This is a genomic window from Mesorhizobium carmichaelinearum (assembly GCF_900199455.1).
Classification (GTDB): Bacteria; Pseudomonadota; Alphaproteobacteria; order Rhizobiales; family Rhizobiaceae; genus Mesorhizobium; species Mesorhizobium carmichaelinearum.
On sequence record NZ_FZQR01000001.1, the window covers coordinates 158,470 to 172,680 of the forward strand.

General features: G+C 65.2%; 15 protein-coding genes. 13 read left to right on the top strand and 2 right to left on the bottom strand.

Annotated elements, in window-relative coordinates; genetic code table 11:
- Nucleotides 1–11: 11 nt before the first annotated feature.
- The 10 genes from CKW40_RS00650 (at nt 12) to CKW40_RS00695 (ending at nt 9,542) form a co-directional block, all read left to right on the top strand.
- On the top strand, nt 12–1,304 hold the full coding sequence (locus CKW40_RS00650; RefSeq protein ID WP_095198034.1) for a hypothetical protein: 1,293 nt from the start codon (nt 12–14) through the stop codon (nt 1,302–1,304).
- An 11-nt stretch (nt 1,305–1,315) separates the two neighbouring features.
- Nucleotides 1,316–3,076: a hypothetical protein gene (locus CKW40_RS00655; RefSeq protein ID WP_244571037.1), complete on the top strand. Its 1,761-nt coding sequence runs from the start codon at nt 1,316–1,318 to the stop codon at nt 3,074–3,076.
- Nucleotides 3,077–3,099: 23 nt separating this feature from the next.
- Nucleotides 3,100–3,774 (top strand): hypothetical protein, encoded by a 675-nt coding sequence (locus CKW40_RS00660; protein ID WP_095198035.1) that lies wholly within the window; start codon nt 3,100–3,102, stop codon nt 3,772–3,774.
- Nucleotides 3,775–3,813: 39 nt separating this feature from the next.
- The gene (locus CKW40_RS00665) at nt 3,814–4,917 is read left to right on the top strand and encodes a hypothetical protein (protein ID WP_095198036.1); all 1,104 of its coding nucleotides are present in this window, start codon (nt 3,814–3,816) and stop codon (nt 4,915–4,917) included.
- Between the two features lie 132 nt (nt 4,918–5,049).
- Nucleotides 5,050–5,883 (top strand): hypothetical protein, encoded by an 834-nt coding sequence (locus CKW40_RS00670; RefSeq protein ID WP_095198037.1) that lies wholly within the window; start codon nt 5,050–5,052, stop codon nt 5,881–5,883.
- Complete coding sequence (locus CKW40_RS00675) at nt 5,880–6,914, top strand: DUF4438 domain-containing protein (RefSeq protein WP_095198038.1); 1,035 nt, start codon at nt 5,880–5,882, stop codon at nt 6,912–6,914. Before CKW40_RS00670 ends, CKW40_RS00675 begins: the two co-directional genes overlap by 4 nt.
- A gap of 50 nt (nt 6,915–6,964) precedes the next feature.
- The gene (locus CKW40_RS00680) at nt 6,965–7,663 is read left to right on the top strand and encodes a hypothetical protein (protein ID WP_095198039.1); all 699 of its coding nucleotides are present in this window, start codon (nt 6,965–6,967) and stop codon (nt 7,661–7,663) included.
- Nucleotides 7,664–7,680: 17 nt separating this feature from the next.
- Entirely contained in the window at nt 7,681–8,037 is a 357-nt protein-coding gene (locus CKW40_RS00685; protein ID WP_095198040.1) for a hypothetical protein, read from the top strand.
- The gene (locus CKW40_RS00690; protein WP_095198041.1) at nt 8,034–8,849 is read left to right on the top strand and encodes a trypsin-like serine peptidase; all 816 of its coding nucleotides are present in this window, start codon (nt 8,034–8,036) and stop codon (nt 8,847–8,849) included. The genes CKW40_RS00685 and CKW40_RS00690 overlap by 4 nt, the downstream gene beginning before the upstream one ends.
- A gap of 183 nt (nt 8,850–9,032) precedes the next feature.
- Entirely contained in the window at nt 9,033–9,542 is a 510-nt protein-coding gene (locus CKW40_RS00695; RefSeq protein WP_095198042.1) for a helix-turn-helix transcriptional regulator, read from the top strand.
- Nucleotides 9,543–9,911: 369 nt separating this feature from the next.
- On the opposite strand, the gene CKW40_RS00700 is transcribed toward CKW40_RS00695, so the two are convergent.
- Nucleotides 9,912–11,351 (bottom strand): FAD-binding oxidoreductase, encoded by a 1,440-nt coding sequence (locus tag CKW40_RS00700; RefSeq protein WP_095198043.1) that lies wholly within the window; start codon nt 11,349–11,351, stop codon nt 9,912–9,914.
- On the opposite strand from CKW40_RS00700, the gene CKW40_RS43610 reads away from it, so the two are divergent.
- The 3 genes from CKW40_RS43610 to CKW40_RS00710 are packed head-to-tail and all read left to right on the top strand — an operon-like array spanning nt 11,341 to nt 12,967.
- Nucleotides 11,341–11,637 carry a hypothetical protein gene (locus CKW40_RS43610; RefSeq protein WP_179297779.1) on the top strand — a complete coding sequence of 99 codons (297 nt, stop codon included), beginning with the start codon at nt 11,341–11,343 and terminating at the stop codon, nt 11,635–11,637. The two genes, CKW40_RS00700 and CKW40_RS43610, sit on opposite strands and share 11 nt — an antisense overlap.
- Complete coding sequence (locus CKW40_RS00705) at nt 11,634–12,110, top strand: carboxymuconolactone decarboxylase family protein (protein ID WP_095198044.1); 477 nt, start codon at nt 11,634–11,636, stop codon at nt 12,108–12,110. Before CKW40_RS43610 ends, CKW40_RS00705 begins: the two co-directional genes overlap by 4 nt.
- Nucleotides 12,110–12,967, top strand: coding sequence for a sigma-70 family RNA polymerase sigma factor (locus CKW40_RS00710; RefSeq protein WP_095198045.1), 858 nt, complete (start codon nt 12,110–12,112; stop codon nt 12,965–12,967). Before CKW40_RS00705 ends, CKW40_RS00710 begins: the two co-directional genes overlap by 1 nt.
- Before the next feature lie 3 nt (nt 12,968–12,970).
- Here CKW40_RS00710 and uxuA read toward each other — a convergent pair whose 3' ends face one another.
- Complete coding sequence (gene uxuA / locus CKW40_RS00715) at nt 12,971–14,155, bottom strand: mannonate dehydratase (protein WP_095198046.1); 1,185 nt, start codon at nt 14,153–14,155, stop codon at nt 12,971–12,973.
- Nucleotides 14,156–14,211: the final 56 nt, after the last annotated feature.

Here is a 14,211-nt window from a genome sequence, read left to right on the forward strand (position 1 = left end):
GGATCGAGGCGATGCGCGCTGGTTCTTCGACCAGGCGGTTCCTGGACACCAAACTGCGGGCGCTGAAAGCGCGCGCGCAGCGCCTGAACCGCCTGACGCCGCGGCGCATCGGGCTGCGTCCCGAAGACCTGCCCTATGCGCCGTCACGAGCTCACTTCCATGCCGCCAACAAGCGGCTGGCGACCATCGGCAACGGCATCAACCGGCACATCGCCGAGATCGAGCGCGGCTGGCCGCCGGCAACGGCGCAGGCCGCACTCACTCAGATGGCGATGCTCGACCGCAGGATCGACCGGCTGCGCCGCACCTTCGGCATGTTCTTCGAGGTCATGTCGCAGCGCGGCTCCGGCTTCGCCCCGGCGCTCGCCGCCCACGACGCGATCGCGCTCGATTGCTACACGGTTGTCCGCGCCGCCTTGCCGGGCGTGTTCGGCGGCCCGCTGCTGAAGCCGCTGACCTATATGGAACATGGCTATTCGCCGGCCACGCAGCGGCGTGGCGTAGCGCTGGCCCGGCTGCTTGGCGACAGCAATCCGTTCCCGGTCATCCGCGTGCCCTGGGACCGCGACAATCCCTGGCAGTCGGTGTTCCTGCATGAGGTCGCTCACAATCTGCAGGCCGATATGGGTCTGTGGCAGGAGAACGCTCAAGCGGTCGGCAACCGGCTCGCCTCGATGCGTTTCGACCCGCTGGTGGTGACGATCCTGCGCCGCTGGCACAAGGAGATTTTCGCCGACCTCGCGGCACTTTTGCTGGGCGGCACGGCGTCGGTCTGGGGCATGATGGAGTTCCTCGCCCACCCAGGCGCACGTGCCTTGACCTATCGCCCGGGCGGCGCCCATCCGACCGGCTGGATCCGGGTGCTGATCCTGACCGAGATGCTGCGGCGCATGGGGTTTGCCGCCGAGGCTGCGCGCGCCGAACGCGTGTGGCGAGGCCTTTACAATCCGGCAAGGGGGCACCGGCTGCCGCCGGCCCTGCTCGCCGCCGTGCCGCGCGTCATCCCGGCTGTCGTCGACGAGATCGCCTACCAGCCGCGGCGCGGCCTGGGCCAGCACGCGCTGGCTGATGCCATTCCTTTTTCGCGCGCCGACGAAGCCCGCATCCGGCGCGGCGGCATCCTGATCGCGGCGGGGCAAGTCCCCGACCTGCCGCCACGCTTTCTTGTGTCGGCCAGCCGCTTTGCGCTGGAGGCCGGCGCCGAACCGGACGCCATTGCCAAGCTCGTCATCAGGAACCTGGCCCAGCGCCAGGCAAGCCGACGGCCCGCCGCGCAACCGTCCCCAGCCGCACTCGTAGCATGAGGTGAGATGTCATGGCCGACCTGTTTACCACCGCCGCCAGCCCGGTCTCGAAGTTTCGGTCGCCCGCCACGGTCGCCGTCGACAATCTGCTGCGCAAGACGCTGCGCGTCAGTGATCCGCGCGATCCCGACCAGATCGCCAACGCGCTGTTGAATTTCTATCCGCAGGAAGCGGACAGGGACCGCCGCGAACGCGCGGGACTGCCCTATTCGAGCGTGCCCGATTATGTGCCGCAAGTCCGGAACACCGGCCCCTCCTCTGTCGAGATGGCGCAGGCGCAAGATGACCTCGAGCGCGATCTGCAGACACTTTCAACCTCATCGCCGCTGAAGGATATCCGCATCGAGATGATTGGTTGGGGACGCTCGATCCGTCAGCTCGCCAATGATGGGCTTGCGGCCGCACGCCTGGCGCTGGATTCGGTCAACCACGACAGGGCCATGTCGGCGCGACGCCAGCTCGGCGAGTATTCGCGGCTGGCCCGCTATGTCGGCACGCTGACCGACGGCAGCGCCATCCTTTTCCGGCGCTTTGCCCAGAGCTGCGACGTCCTGGCGGGGCTGATCCTTGTCGCCATCGGCGAGGGACTGGCATCCAACGGCATCACCCGCAGCACCGCGATCGTGCGTTCAGCGGCCGGTGAACTGCAGGCGCGCCGCAACGCCGTCATCATGGCACTGCGCAGCCTGACCGGTTCGGTCGAAAGCACGCTCGGCCAGGAGGACTGGCCGCGCGGCATCGAAGCCTACCGCAACCTGGTGCAGCAGCTGGAGGCCGGCGGCCAGGCGGACCTGCGTGCGCTGCTGGAGGAGAACGCGCTGTCACAGGCGATGGACGACCTGGTCGACCTGTCGACAGGCGCAAGTGTCGAGGGCCTGCGTGAGTTGTCGACGGCGTCCGCGATGCTCGTTCACCGCTTCCAGCGCCTGATCCAGTTCGGCCAGAGCATCCCGGTTCCGATCGACGTGCCGATCACGTCGGGCCCGCCGGAATCACCGCCGCTGGTGGCGTTCGTCTCCAGCCTGCAGCTCTTCGTCGATGCGTTCGTCGCCAAAGGCAGCTCGCGGCTGCTCTATGTCGCCCGGCCACCGATCATCGTCTACGGCCTCTACGGCGCGGGCGGCCCCGACCAAGGCGCCATTCGCCTGATGAACCTTACCATCGCGCGCGGCTTCCTGCTCGAGCAGGTCGACTGCTTCGCCGGCTGCGGCTGCGACGATGACGACATCAGCTGCCAGGTGCTCCTGGACTACATGCTGTTCCTGCTCGACAGGGCGATCGATCTCTATGCGGTCGGCACCGATCCGGACGGCCTCGGTGAACAGGAGAGGCGGGCGACCGCCGTCGGCATCGTCGCCGACGCGGTGCTGGAGCTGACCGACCAGTTGAAGAACCCCGGCGTGCTTCTGTGCGAATTCAGCGACAAGCTGAAGGGCAAGCTCGGCACGATCTCCGATGAATTGCTCAACCCGTTCGGTGGTCCCGGCGCTTGGGATTCGAGCCTGAAAGGGCTGATGGTGCGTGAGTTGCGTACCTTCTACCAGGCTGAGGACCAGACCGAGCGCCTGGTGCGGTCGCTGACCTCACAATGCGACTTCAACGTCTTCAATTTCCGCAACAACCAGTCGCTGATCCGCTGGATGATCCGCCGGATCCTCGCCGATACGTTCGGCCAGGGCACCAATCTGCCGAGCCCGGTCCAGATGCCGTCGCCGATCGCCAGCTCGATGGCGAGCATAGGGCAGAACCGTCCCGACTACTGGTCGGCTTGAGCAGGCAGGAGAGGAGCAGGACAATGGCTGCTAAAATTCCGTTTCCCTACCATCCGGCCAACAAGTTCCACGCCGGGGTCAAGGCCCGCTTCGAAGTGGAGGCCGAAACGCCGCAGTCGATCGATCTGTTGACCGACAAGGTCGACAGCGGCAGCAAGGGGACCCAGAAGGCCATCGGCGACGTTGCCAAGGCAATCAAGGGGTACTCCGACGGTGAACAATCGAAGACCTTCGACCGCTTGACCGTAGCGATCGAAACCATTGCCACCGCACTGAAGAACCAGCCCAATGGCGACGCCATCGACAAGAAGCTTGGCGAGATCGGCAAGGCGATCGACAGGCTGGACGAAACGGTGCAGTCGCTTGGCCTGCGCGACAAGGACAATGTCACCGCGCTCTATGCTGCGGCCGTCGACACATCAGGCGATATCGTCGGCCGGACGATCGCCGGGCGTTGGTTCAACCAGGCGAAATTCGCATCGTTGCAGGAAATCGTGGCATTCCAGAAGGGCAAGCCCCTGGAAACCCGGCGCAACGAGTTCGTCAGACGCGTCCGCGACGCCAACACTTTCAGCACTGGGCTTCCCACCGTTGTGACCGACAGCGAACTGGCGCGCTTCTTCGACCTGGCGCCAGCCGTATTGAACGCCATTGCCGCCAGCCAGGACGCAGCGTCCGGCGAGCCGCCCAAAGCCTGAAAACCGTGAGCCGCCAATTCGAGCAACATGAGGTCTGTTATGGCTAGCGAATCCAATGAGGTCATCCAACGGCTGTTCCAGCGCTTCTTCAGGGACGAACTGCCCGGATTGTCGCCGGCGGACCGGGCTGCTTTCGAAAGCGAGTTCGAGGGCCGCTATGGTGAACTGCTTGATCGGTCGTCCAGTTCGGCGACCACCAGCTTCGCGGATCTGGTCGGCTTCGGCGATGGACCGGTCAAGCCGTTCGATGCGCTGCAGATGCCGCAGCTGCGCAATGATTTCGATGAATCCATCATCCCACCACAGCTGCAGGCATCGGCCGAACTCTATTACATCTACCAGATGGACCGCATGAAACTGTTCCAGGTGGTCGATGTGTTGCGCCGGCTGTTCCAGAACGGCCAGATCCGCATCCAGCGCGGCCCAGGCGCGCGCGGGCTCTACATCCTCGAGAAGTGGCGGCCGATCCGCTACAAGCGCCGCGACCGGCTGATTGCCTATCGCCGCGTCTTCAATTACGGCCGCGCACCGGTGCCGGCCGGAGCCATCGTCAACCGCAGCTTCCACTTCCAGCTGGTCGCCTTCATGAACGCGATGTCGCAATACTTCCAGGACCTGACGATCGGCCAGGTCATCCGTGGCAGTTCGACCATCAACGACCGGCCATTCGCCGCACTGGCCACGGTGCAGCGCGTCGGCACGGACCTGCGCTATCACCTAGACCGTTCGAGCTATGGCAACATCCTGGCGCTGACGCGGGAAACCGGCCAATATGTGCAGCAGATCTTCGAGCTGTTCGACGCGCCCGATATCAAGAAATCGTTCGACGCCAACACCAAATGGGATGTTATCGAAGCCGTCGCCAACCGTCATCTGGGCGGCGCCACCGAGATGTCGGAACGCGCCAAGATGGCCGACGCGGGGCGGCGAATCCTGCAATACATCGCCGAAAACGATTTCCGCACGACGATCACGCCGGCCGAATTCGACGCCGACGCCAAGAAGATGGGTTCGCAAGCCGATGCGTGGCTGGCCGCCTACCGGCTGACGCGCGAAGGGCGGCGCTTCCCCGGCCTCGATGGCGATCGTGTGCACTGGTCGTACGGGATGAACCGCAACACCGCCTCGCGCATAGCCGCCTGAACCGTTGGAGCTGTTCAGCGTCGCGCGGAATTGCTGAACAGGTCCAAAGCTTTGTTTCCAGGCAATTCCGGATGGGAAAACCGCCTCACACTTTTCCTGGAATTGCTCTAGGCAGTCTGAAGGTTGTCAGTGATGGACCACCATCTGGCTCTTCCCGGGCGCTTTTCGCCAAAGCCGCCGAACATCGTCATCGACGCCCCGCTGGCGTTGTCACCGATGGGGCTGCTGGTGACGGTAACGCTGTCGCAATCGGCGCGGGTGTGGCTACCGCGCGGCTTCTACACCTTGCTCGACAATGACGAATACTACCGCCACCGGCCGGACCGGATGGGCGGCGGCTGGCTCCGTCCCGATGTCAGGGACGCCACATTGCGGGAACTGGTGCTGGAACTCGAACCCTGGCGGCGCGCCTGGCAGAACGGCCGGCTGTCGTCGCGCGTGCACTGGATCGGCGACGCACAGTATGAGAGTGCGCTGCCCGAACGCGAGGGGACGGCCCTGCTGCCGCGTTTCGAAGGCTGCTGCGCGGCGCTCGAAGCGCGGCTTGGCGATCTGGCCGGCACCGCCGCGCCACTGGATGAATGCGCCCGCGATGTGATCGCGCTGTCCGCCGCCCTTCAGCCCGAGAGCACCTATATCCTCACCAGCGCCGGCAGCCCCGGCGCGCTCCCGCCACTGTGTGATTATCTCGGACGGCTGGCGTTTCCAGTCACGCGCCACCCTGGCGCCATCCAGGGCTGGTCCGGTGCGGCGTTCTGGCCGGCTGCGGCCCCAATAGCCGCCAGCGGCCGCAGTGCCGCGATCATCCAGGTGATCGCCCCGGTCATCCTGGCGCTGCCCGACAGCTGGAGCGAAACCGACTGGGCGCTGGAAGATCCTGCCGACCATGACGAGACGCCGGACGATCCGTGGCGCAATGCCTGCGCGCTCTGGTACGAACTGGCCCCGGTGGAGGCCGCGGCATGAAACCGCCCCGCATCCTCCCGGTCCACGGCTTGCGCACCAACGCGCGCGACCTGGTCATGATCAGCGTCGCGGGACAGGTGGCCTCGCCGACCGAAAAGGGGACGCCATGGCGTATCGGCTATGATGGCAGGCCACGCTCGCTGCCGGGCACCGGCGGTATCGTGCTCAACCATCGCGTGGGTGACCCCTGCGTCGGGCTGGCCGGAGACCATGTCGAGCCGGCGGTGTCGATCCGCAACGAGACGCGCGCCGCGGGCGGCAGCCCCGATGCCGCCAACCAGGCGCTGCAAAGCTATTCCTGTGTCGGCAATCACGCCATCGTCACCACAGGCCGCGCCGCCGGTGCGCGCGGCGTGGTGACCGGCAAGCATGGCGGCGTCGACACCGTGCTGATCGACTTTCCGCTGCCGGCGATGCGGCAGATGGCGATCGGTGACCGCATCCAGGTCTGGGCCTATGGGCTTGGCCTGCGCCTGACCGATTTTCCTGACGTCGCGATCTGGAACTGCTCGCCGCGGCTGCTCGCCCGCTGGCGGCCGGTCGAGCGCAACGGCCGGATCCATGTCAAGGTGACACACCGCATTCCGGCCCGCGTCATGGGCTCGGGGCTGGGCCGCAACAATGTGCTGCGCGGCGACTACGACATCCAGATGTCGGATCCTGGCATGGTGCGGCGCTACAAACTCGGTTCGCTGCGGTTCGGCGACATCGTCGGGATCATGGACGCAGACAACCGTTTTGGCCGGTCACGGCTGGGCGGGCATGTCTCGGTGGGCGTGATCGTGCACTCGGACAGCACCGTCGCCGGCCACGGCCCGGGCGTTGTCTCGCTGCTTTCGGCTCCGGCCTCGGTGCTTCAGCTGGAGCTCAGCCCGGACGCCAATATCGCGCGCTATCTCGACATCAGGCCCCCGCGGCCGGCGCGGCTGTCCTTTCCCTTGCCGACGGTCGAACAGCGGGAGAGGACAGTGGCGAGGCTGCGCCGGCGGGCCACGGCATCGGACGCAACAGTCAACGCGGGTCCGGGGTGACGCCGTACCGGCACACCGTGTTGAAACAGGGTACGAGGAAGGGAGCCGGCATGTCATATCTCGACGAACAACTCGACGCGCTGGTCGACGAGGCCGCGCAAGCGGTGCCCCACCGCCGGCTATGCGGCTGCGCGCGCTGCCGCCAGCAGCAGGGCTTTCGTGCCGTCGAGGTCCGGCGCCGGCATTTTCCAAGTGGCGGCTGCGGTTGCGGATGCGGCGGCGACGCCTCTTTCGACGAGGCGACCGTGCGGCGTGCGCCACGGCCGGCGCGCCGCCAGACATCGGTGCGGGCGCGCGGCTCGCAACTGCCGGGCTGGCGCGGCTGGACCCCGCCGGTGTCGCTGGCGGCCATCGACGCGGCGCGCACCGCCGCCAGCCGGGGCGGCCAGGTCGATGCGTTGTTGCGGCCATTCCTGGCACCGGGGCCGCAGGTCTATCGCATCACCCGCGCCGGCATAGACCGCAACCGTCCGCTGAGCATCGGCATGACCAAGGGAATCAATTCCATCGCACAGCGGATCATCGAACATTACCGGCAGCCGAGCCGCGCCGACCCGAGGGTCAACGCCGCGATCCGCAATTTGCAGCCGGGCCAGATCCTGGTCCAGGCGGCCCGGCTCACCCGCCAGGCCATGCATCCGCGCCGGGCCAGGAACTATGAGGGCTGGCTGCAGGATCGGGAGCGCCCGCTGCTCTACGACCCCAACAGCACGACATTCGACGAAGCGGCACTGATGTACGACAACTGAACCCGAAGGAGGCCCCGATGCACGGGCAAGTCGCACCGCATTCAAGGTCGGTATGGGCCGATCTGGACGCAATCGTTCTGCAAGAGGTCAAGGCGCTGCGGTCGCCGCCGCAGCGCCAGACGGAGGTGCCTTTCCGGTCCGACGAGGAGTTCATGGATCGGGCCACGGCCTATCTCGAGAGCCGTGGCGAAGAGGCCCACCTGCTGGTCGACCGCCTGCGCGGCATGCTCGGCGCGGCGGCAACCGATGAGACGGATCCCGTCGAGGCGCAACAGGGGCCGGGGGGCGAGGCCGGGATCGACGATGTGTCGCCGCCGGACGTGACGCCGCAGGATGTCGTGCCACCGCAGGCCGAACACGGGCAAGACACATGACGCTGTTTTCGCCCACACCCTTCGAACTCGACCGGCTGGCCGATGAAGCGGACTATGCCGTGGTCGGGCCGACCGATGGCCGCGCCAGGGTCGCGCACACCAACCGCTTTCCGTACAGCGCGGTCTGCCATATCGAGCGCGACTTCGGCGACGGCAGGCTGACCGGCTGCACCGCATTCCTGATTTCGCCGACGCGACTGCTGACGGCCGCGCATTGCATCACCAGCCCGATCCGCAAGCGCCTCGGCCTGCCCAATCTGGCGGTGCGCATCCGCGTCACACCAGGCCGTGCGTCACGCGAGGCGCGGCCGTTCGGCTGGCAATGGGCGAAGCGATGGCACGTCAATCCGCCCTATCGCCGGCGACCGTCGGCGCTGCACGATGTCGGGCTGATCGAACTCGAGCGGCCGTTCTCGCCGGCGCCCGGTTTCTTCCAGTTATGGTCGCCGAACCGCCAGGACCTCGAACGGCTGCGCAGCTCGCGCCTGCTGCACATTTCGGGCTATCCGGCCGATAAGCCCGATGGCACGCAATGGGAGCATGCCGAGCGTCTCGACCGGATCACCGAACGGCAGCTTTTCTACAGCGTCGATACCTGTCCGGGGCATAGCGGCGCGCCCGTATGGATCCATCGCCAGCAGGCCGGCCCACCGGTGGTGATCGCGGTTCACACTGCCGGTCCGCGCCCGCATTCGGGCGGCGCCTGGGGTTGCCGGCCGGGTGTGCCGTTGGCCCCGGCCGGACTGTTCAACCGCGGCGTCAGGCTCACCCCTGATCTTTTGCGCTCGATCCACGCCGGATTCGGGCGCTGAAAGGTGAAAATTGGCGACCCGATGATGATTTTTGGAATGCTAATATTTCGGAAGGTGTTATAGTCTGGGCCATCTATGCAGCTTTCATACTGGTTGCGCCGGGGGTTCGGCGGCGTAGCAGTTTTGTTGGTGCGCCAGGGCTTGTGATTGTACTGAGTTTCCTGCCAACTGGGGCGTTCGACCATGGTTGCACGTGCCGAGAATTTGCAGAGACTTTCCGACTTCGCTGACGAGATTTCCGCCGCACGGAAAAGCTCTGCGCCAGGCGAAGAATGTGGGCGCGACACGGCCACATCGAGCTTTGTCGTCAACGGCCATTCGCTGGTCGCCATCCGTCATCTCGACGAGGACGATCGCGGCGGGCCGAGCGGCCATGGCGATCAGCGGCCTGTTGGCCGCATCGTATGTGCCGGTACGCACTATCTGATCTATGACGCGGTCTATGTCCCTGATGCTGCTACAGATCTACCGCTGTCGGCCGCCGATCTGCTGACCCGGCGCGAACTGCAGATCGCGCTGCTGATCGCAGACGGCAAGCTCGACAAGGAGATTGCGCGCCAGCTCGGCATCAGCAGCTACACGGTACGCGAACACATCAGGCGCATCTTCGCCAAGCTGAACATCGGCCGGCGCTCGGCTATCGCATCCTGTGTGCTGGCGGGTCGGGCGGACTTCCGCCACGACGTGCGATAGGCCGAGGAACGACATCGCTCGCTCACAAAAGGTCAGGCGAGAGCCTTTTTCGATGGGGCCGGCTCCGAGCAGCATGCCGAAGAGGTCGCGGGGCTCATCGAGGTCGGCCAGCATGTCGAGTTCTTGGTAGGGGCGACCTATTGATCAGCGGCGGCGCTTCCAAGATCGACCAGGCGACGGTCGCAGCCTATCTGGAAGTCATCACCATCAATCTCGTTCTGTTTTCGAGTGCGTGGCGCGCAACAGGGCCAAGCGCCTGACGCGGTGGCAGCCCTTGTAAACTGAGCTCGGAAAAGCAGTGACCTATGGCCACGCGAAAGCCCGCGCCTCTGGCGGAGGCGCGGCTTTTTTCACTGCCACGCGGACGGCTCAGGCGGCGCGCTGGCTTTGTTTGGGCCGCAAATTCTGGTTCATGCGGAACAGGTTCAGCGGGTCATAGCGCTGCTTGATCTCCAGAAGCCGTTGGTAATTGCCGCCATAGGCCGCTTCGACCCGGTCAACCTCGTCCTCAGGCATGAAGTTCACATAGGCTGTGCCGGCAGCATAGGGCTTGGCCGCCTCATAGAGGCTGCGCGCCCAACCGATGCAGGCCCTGTCCATTGCAGGTTCGCGCCAGCGGGCATGGACATTCATGACGAAGTGCGAGCTGCGTTGCGGAAACGCCGTTGCGTTCTGCTCCACACGGCCCGCCGCACCGCCGACATGGCCGATGAATATCTCGCATTCCGGGCCAGGAAGCTCACGTATCGCTTCGGTGACGATCTCAACTGCCCTGTCGGGAAGCTGGGTGAAGTCATGGCTCTTCCAGTAGTTGCGGGCGCCCGGGGTAAGCAATGGGTCGAATGCCTGCTGCCAGCCGGTGAACGGGTTGGGGCCGACGACATCGGCAATCGGCGAGCCGATGGCGCGAAGCTTCTTCGTCGCCTTTTCACCTGCCTGAAGATCGCCGCAATAGCACATGGCCAGCACCAGAACATCCTTGCCATGCCACTCGGCCGGCAGGAAGGGCAGCGGCGGCGCCTGCCGCATCACCACCCAGCAGGTCAGTTCGTCTGGAGCCGTTTCGAGCGCCTTACGATACTCCTCCAGCACCTTCTCGGCATCGGCGAAAGGATGCACGACAAGCCCCGACAGAACCTGCGGACCCATCTGGTGGAGCTGAAACTCAAATGCCGTGACAATGCCGAAATTGCCGCCGCCGCCACGCAGCGCCCAGAACAGGTCCGGATTTTCGGTCTGGCTGGCGCGCAGCAACTTGCCGTCGGCGGTGACCACATCGGCAGAGACAAGATTGTCGATGGTCAGGCCGAATTTGCGGGTGATCCAGCCAAAGCCGCCGCCCAGGGTCAGGCCTGATATGCCGGTGGTCGAATTGATGCCTGTCGGCACTGTCAGCCCAAAGGCCTGTGTTTCGCGGTCGACATCGGCGAGTGTAGCGCCAGGTCCGACCCATGCCCGCCGGGCGGCGGGATCGACCCGCACCGACTTCATCGGCGACAGATCGATCATCAGACCGCCATCGCATACGGCACTGCCGGCAATGTTGTGGCCGCCGCCGCGCACGGAGACGAGAAGCCTGTTTTCCCTGGCGAAATTCACGGCACGGATGACGTCGGAGGCGCCGACGCAACACACGATCAGCCCGGGCCTCCGGTCGACCGTGGCATTCCACACGGTGCGGGCTTCGTTGTAGGCGGCGTCCCCCTGCTGAAGCAGTGTGCCGCGCAATTGTGCCGAAAGCGCTTCTATTGCCTCGGCATCGACTGTCGTCTTGCCGCGATCAAGCGTGGTGAGGCTCATGGTGTTCATGGTTTCCTCCCAATTTGCTTATGAGCCGTTCTCCTTCAAACGCCTTCAATTCTGCTCTTATATTAGATGTCGCGCAAGTTACGCACGCTTCGAGCCGGATGGCGGCCGCCGCTTGGTGCGCATCAACAACGGCGAACGGTCGAAGGTGACCTGGCCGACGCCGCGAAACATGCTGGAGCAGCTGACGGGAGCGGCGCATGGCGGACAAAAACCCTGGCGTGCATGTCACACCAGCAAGTCCCCGCTCGTCATGGGATCGGCAGCAACAGAAGGAAGCCAATCATGACCGCAAAAATCGACCTCTTCGCCGCCGCCCCTTCGCTGATGAAGAACTGGCAGCGCTCCTCGATCGAGCTCTCCGCTGCCGCCAGCCTCGAGCACAGCCTCACCGAACTGGTGAAACTGCGCGCCTCGCAGATCAATGGCTGCGCCAACTGCATCAATCTCCACGCCACCGAGGCGCGCGAGAACGGCGAGACCGAGCAGCGCATCTATCTGCTGCCGGCCTGGCGCGAGGCACCTTGCTACAGCGACCGTGAGCGCGCCGCCCTTGCCTGGACCGAGGCCTTGACCCGGCTTTCGGAAGACACCGGCCGCGCAGGCGCCTATGAAGAACTGAAGGCGCATTTCACGGAGGAGGAGCAGATCAAGCTCACCTTGACGATCAACATCATCAACGCCTGGAACCGTATCGCTGTCGGTTTCGGCCTGTATGCCGACCCGGCTGCCGTCAAGGCCGCCCGGGTGGCCGCGGCCTGATGACGAGCTCAGCGGCCGACGATGCGGCAGCGGGCTTCGGCCCGCTGCGCCCCAAGCTCATGCGCGTCGCCTATCGCATGCTGGGCTCGGTGTCGGACGCCGAGGACGCCGTGCAGGAGGCCTTCATCCGCTGGATGAAGGCCGATCGCAACGCGGTGCGCGAGCCCGAGGCATTCCTGCGCCGCACTGTGACGCGGCTCTGTCTCGACCAGCTCAAATCCGCGCGGCACAAACGCGAGACCTATGTCGGCCCCTGGCTTCCCGATCCCGTGGTGGAAGAGGACGAAGTGGAAGACGTCACCTTGCCGCTGATGCTCGCGCTGGAACGGCTGTCACCGCTCGAGCGCGCCGCCTTTCTGCTGCACGATGTGTTCGGGCTCGGGTTCGACGAGGTGGCGGCCGCGGTCGATCGTGATGCGGCGGCTTGCCGCCAGCTCGCCGCCCGGGCGCGCGGCCATGTCCGCGAGACGCGGCCTCGCTTTGCGGTGGAAAGACAATATGGCCTCCAGCTTGCCGAGGCCTTTTTCGCGGCCTCGCGCAGCGGTGACATGAAGGCGCTTGGCGCCATGTTGAGCGCCGATGTCATCGCCCATGCCGACGGCGGCGGCAAGCGTCCGGCAGCCGCCGAACCGGCCCTGGGCTTCGATGCCGTGATGAAGCAATACGAGCGCGTGGCGGCCTGGTTGCGAACGCATGGCTCGAAACTTGTCCGCGTCGGTTTCATCAACGGATTGCCGGGGTTCGTCAGCCTGGAAGCCGATGGCGAACTCCAAACCACCGCACTCGACATCGAGGGCGGGAAGATCGCCGCCATCTATGTCGTGCGCAACCCCGACAAGCTCAGGCACCTTCACTAAGCGTCAGGCCAACCCGAACTTCTCCACGGCGCGCATGATGCCACGCAGTTCGGCGAGGCCTTTCAGCCGGCCGATCAGCGAGTAGCCGGGATTGATCTTCTTCTTGCCGATATCGTCGGCGAGCAGATGGCCGTGGTCCGGCCGCATCGGAATGCGCCAGTCAGCCCGGCCCTCCTTGCGGCGGCGCGCTTCCTCCTGCATCAGAGCGAGGATGACATGCGCCATGTCGGTGCCGCCCTCGAGATGCTCGGCTTCGTAGAACGAGCCGTCCTCCTCGATGGTGATGTTGCGCAGATGGACAAAATGGATGCGGTCGGCGAATTCCTTGACCATGGCGACGATATCGTTGTCGGCGCGCGTACCGTAGGAGCCGGTGCAGAAGGTCAGCCCATTGGCCGGGCTATCGACGGCATTGAGGATGAAGCGCGCATCCTGCGCTGTCGAAACGACGCGCGGCAGGCCATAGAGCGAAAAGGGCGGATCGTCGGGGTGGATGCACATGCGCACCCCCTCCTCTTCGGCCACCGGAATGATCTCGCGCAGGAACCAGGCGAGGTTGTCGCGCAACTCCTTCGGCCCGATCCCGTCATACTCCGCCAAAGCCTCGCGGAAACTGTCGCGGTCATATTTGCGCTCGGTTGCCGGCAGGCCGGCAATCAGGTTGCGTTCGATCTGGTCGACCTCATCCGATGTCAGCGCCTTCAGCCGCTTCTCGGCCTCGGCGATCCGCGCCGGCGTATAGCTGGCGGCGCCGTTCTTGCGTTGCAGCACGAAAAGATCATAGGCGGCAAAATCGATGGCGTCGAAACGCAAGGCATAGCCGGTTGTCGGCAGGCGATAGATGAGGTCGGTGCGGGTCCAATCCACCACCGGCATGAAATTATAGCAGATCGTTTTGATGCCGGCCTTGGCGAGCGTGCGGATGCTGTCGCGATAGTAGCCGGCATAGCGCTCGCGTTCCGGCGCGCCGATCTTGAAAGAATTGTGGACCGGGATGCTCTCGACCACCGACCATGTCAGGCCGGCCGCCTCGATGATCCGCTTGCGCTCGAGCACATCGGCTTCGGGCCATGCCCGGCCATCGTAGATGTGGTGCAGTGCCGAAACCACGCCGGTGGCGCCAGCCTGCCTGACATGATCGAGTGTCACCGGATCATCCGGACCATACCAGCGCCAGCACTGTTCCATTACCGCTTCCTTCTTGCGAGAGAGCGGCAACCTATTGTTTGACTAGGATGAGTGTC

Bases quoted from the DNA above. Each gene is read 5' to 3' on its own strand.
- uxuA (WP_095198046.1), bottom strand. From the start codon at position 14,155: ATGGAACAGTGCTGGCGCTGGTATGGTCCGGATGATCCGGTGACACTC.
- CKW40_RS43610 (WP_179297779.1), top strand. From the start codon at position 11,341: ATGGTGTTCATGGTTTCCTCCCAATTTGCTTATGAGCCGTTCTCCTTC.
- CKW40_RS00675 (WP_095198038.1), top strand. From the start codon at position 5,880: ATGAAACCGCCCCGCATCCTCCCGGTCCACGGCTTGCGCACCAACGCG.
- CKW40_RS00665 (WP_095198036.1), top strand. From the start codon at position 3,814: ATGGCTAGCGAATCCAATGAGGTCATCCAACGGCTGTTCCAGCGCTTC.
- CKW40_RS00670 (WP_095198037.1), top strand. From the start codon at position 5,050: ATGGACCACCATCTGGCTCTTCCCGGGCGCTTTTCGCCAAAGCCGCCG.
- CKW40_RS00705 (WP_095198044.1), top strand. From the start codon at position 11,634: ATGACCGCAAAAATCGACCTCTTCGCCGCCGCCCCTTCGCTGATGAAG.
- CKW40_RS00680 (WP_095198039.1), top strand. From the start codon at position 6,965: ATGTCATATCTCGACGAACAACTCGACGCGCTGGTCGACGAGGCCGCG.
- CKW40_RS00660 (WP_095198035.1), top strand. From the start codon at position 3,100: ATGGCTGCTAAAATTCCGTTTCCCTACCATCCGGCCAACAAGTTCCAC.
- CKW40_RS00690 (WP_095198041.1), top strand. From the start codon at position 8,034: ATGACGCTGTTTTCGCCCACACCCTTCGAACTCGACCGGCTGGCCGAT.
- CKW40_RS00650 (WP_095198034.1), top strand. From the start codon at position 12: ATGCGCGCTGGTTCTTCGACCAGGCGGTTCCTGGACACCAAACTGCGG.
- CKW40_RS00700 (WP_095198043.1), bottom strand. From the start codon at position 11,351: ATGAACACCATGAGCCTCACCACGCTTGATCGCGGCAAGACGACAGTC.
- CKW40_RS00695 (WP_095198042.1), top strand. From the start codon at position 9,033: ATGGTTGCACGTGCCGAGAATTTGCAGAGACTTTCCGACTTCGCTGAC.
- CKW40_RS00685 (WP_095198040.1), top strand. From the start codon at position 7,681: ATGCACGGGCAAGTCGCACCGCATTCAAGGTCGGTATGGGCCGATCTG.
- CKW40_RS00710 (WP_095198045.1), top strand. From the start codon at position 12,110: ATGACGAGCTCAGCGGCCGACGATGCGGCAGCGGGCTTCGGCCCGCTG.
- CKW40_RS00655 (WP_244571037.1), top strand. From the start codon at position 1,316: ATGGCCGACCTGTTTACCACCGCCGCCAGCCCGGTCTCGAAGTTTCGG.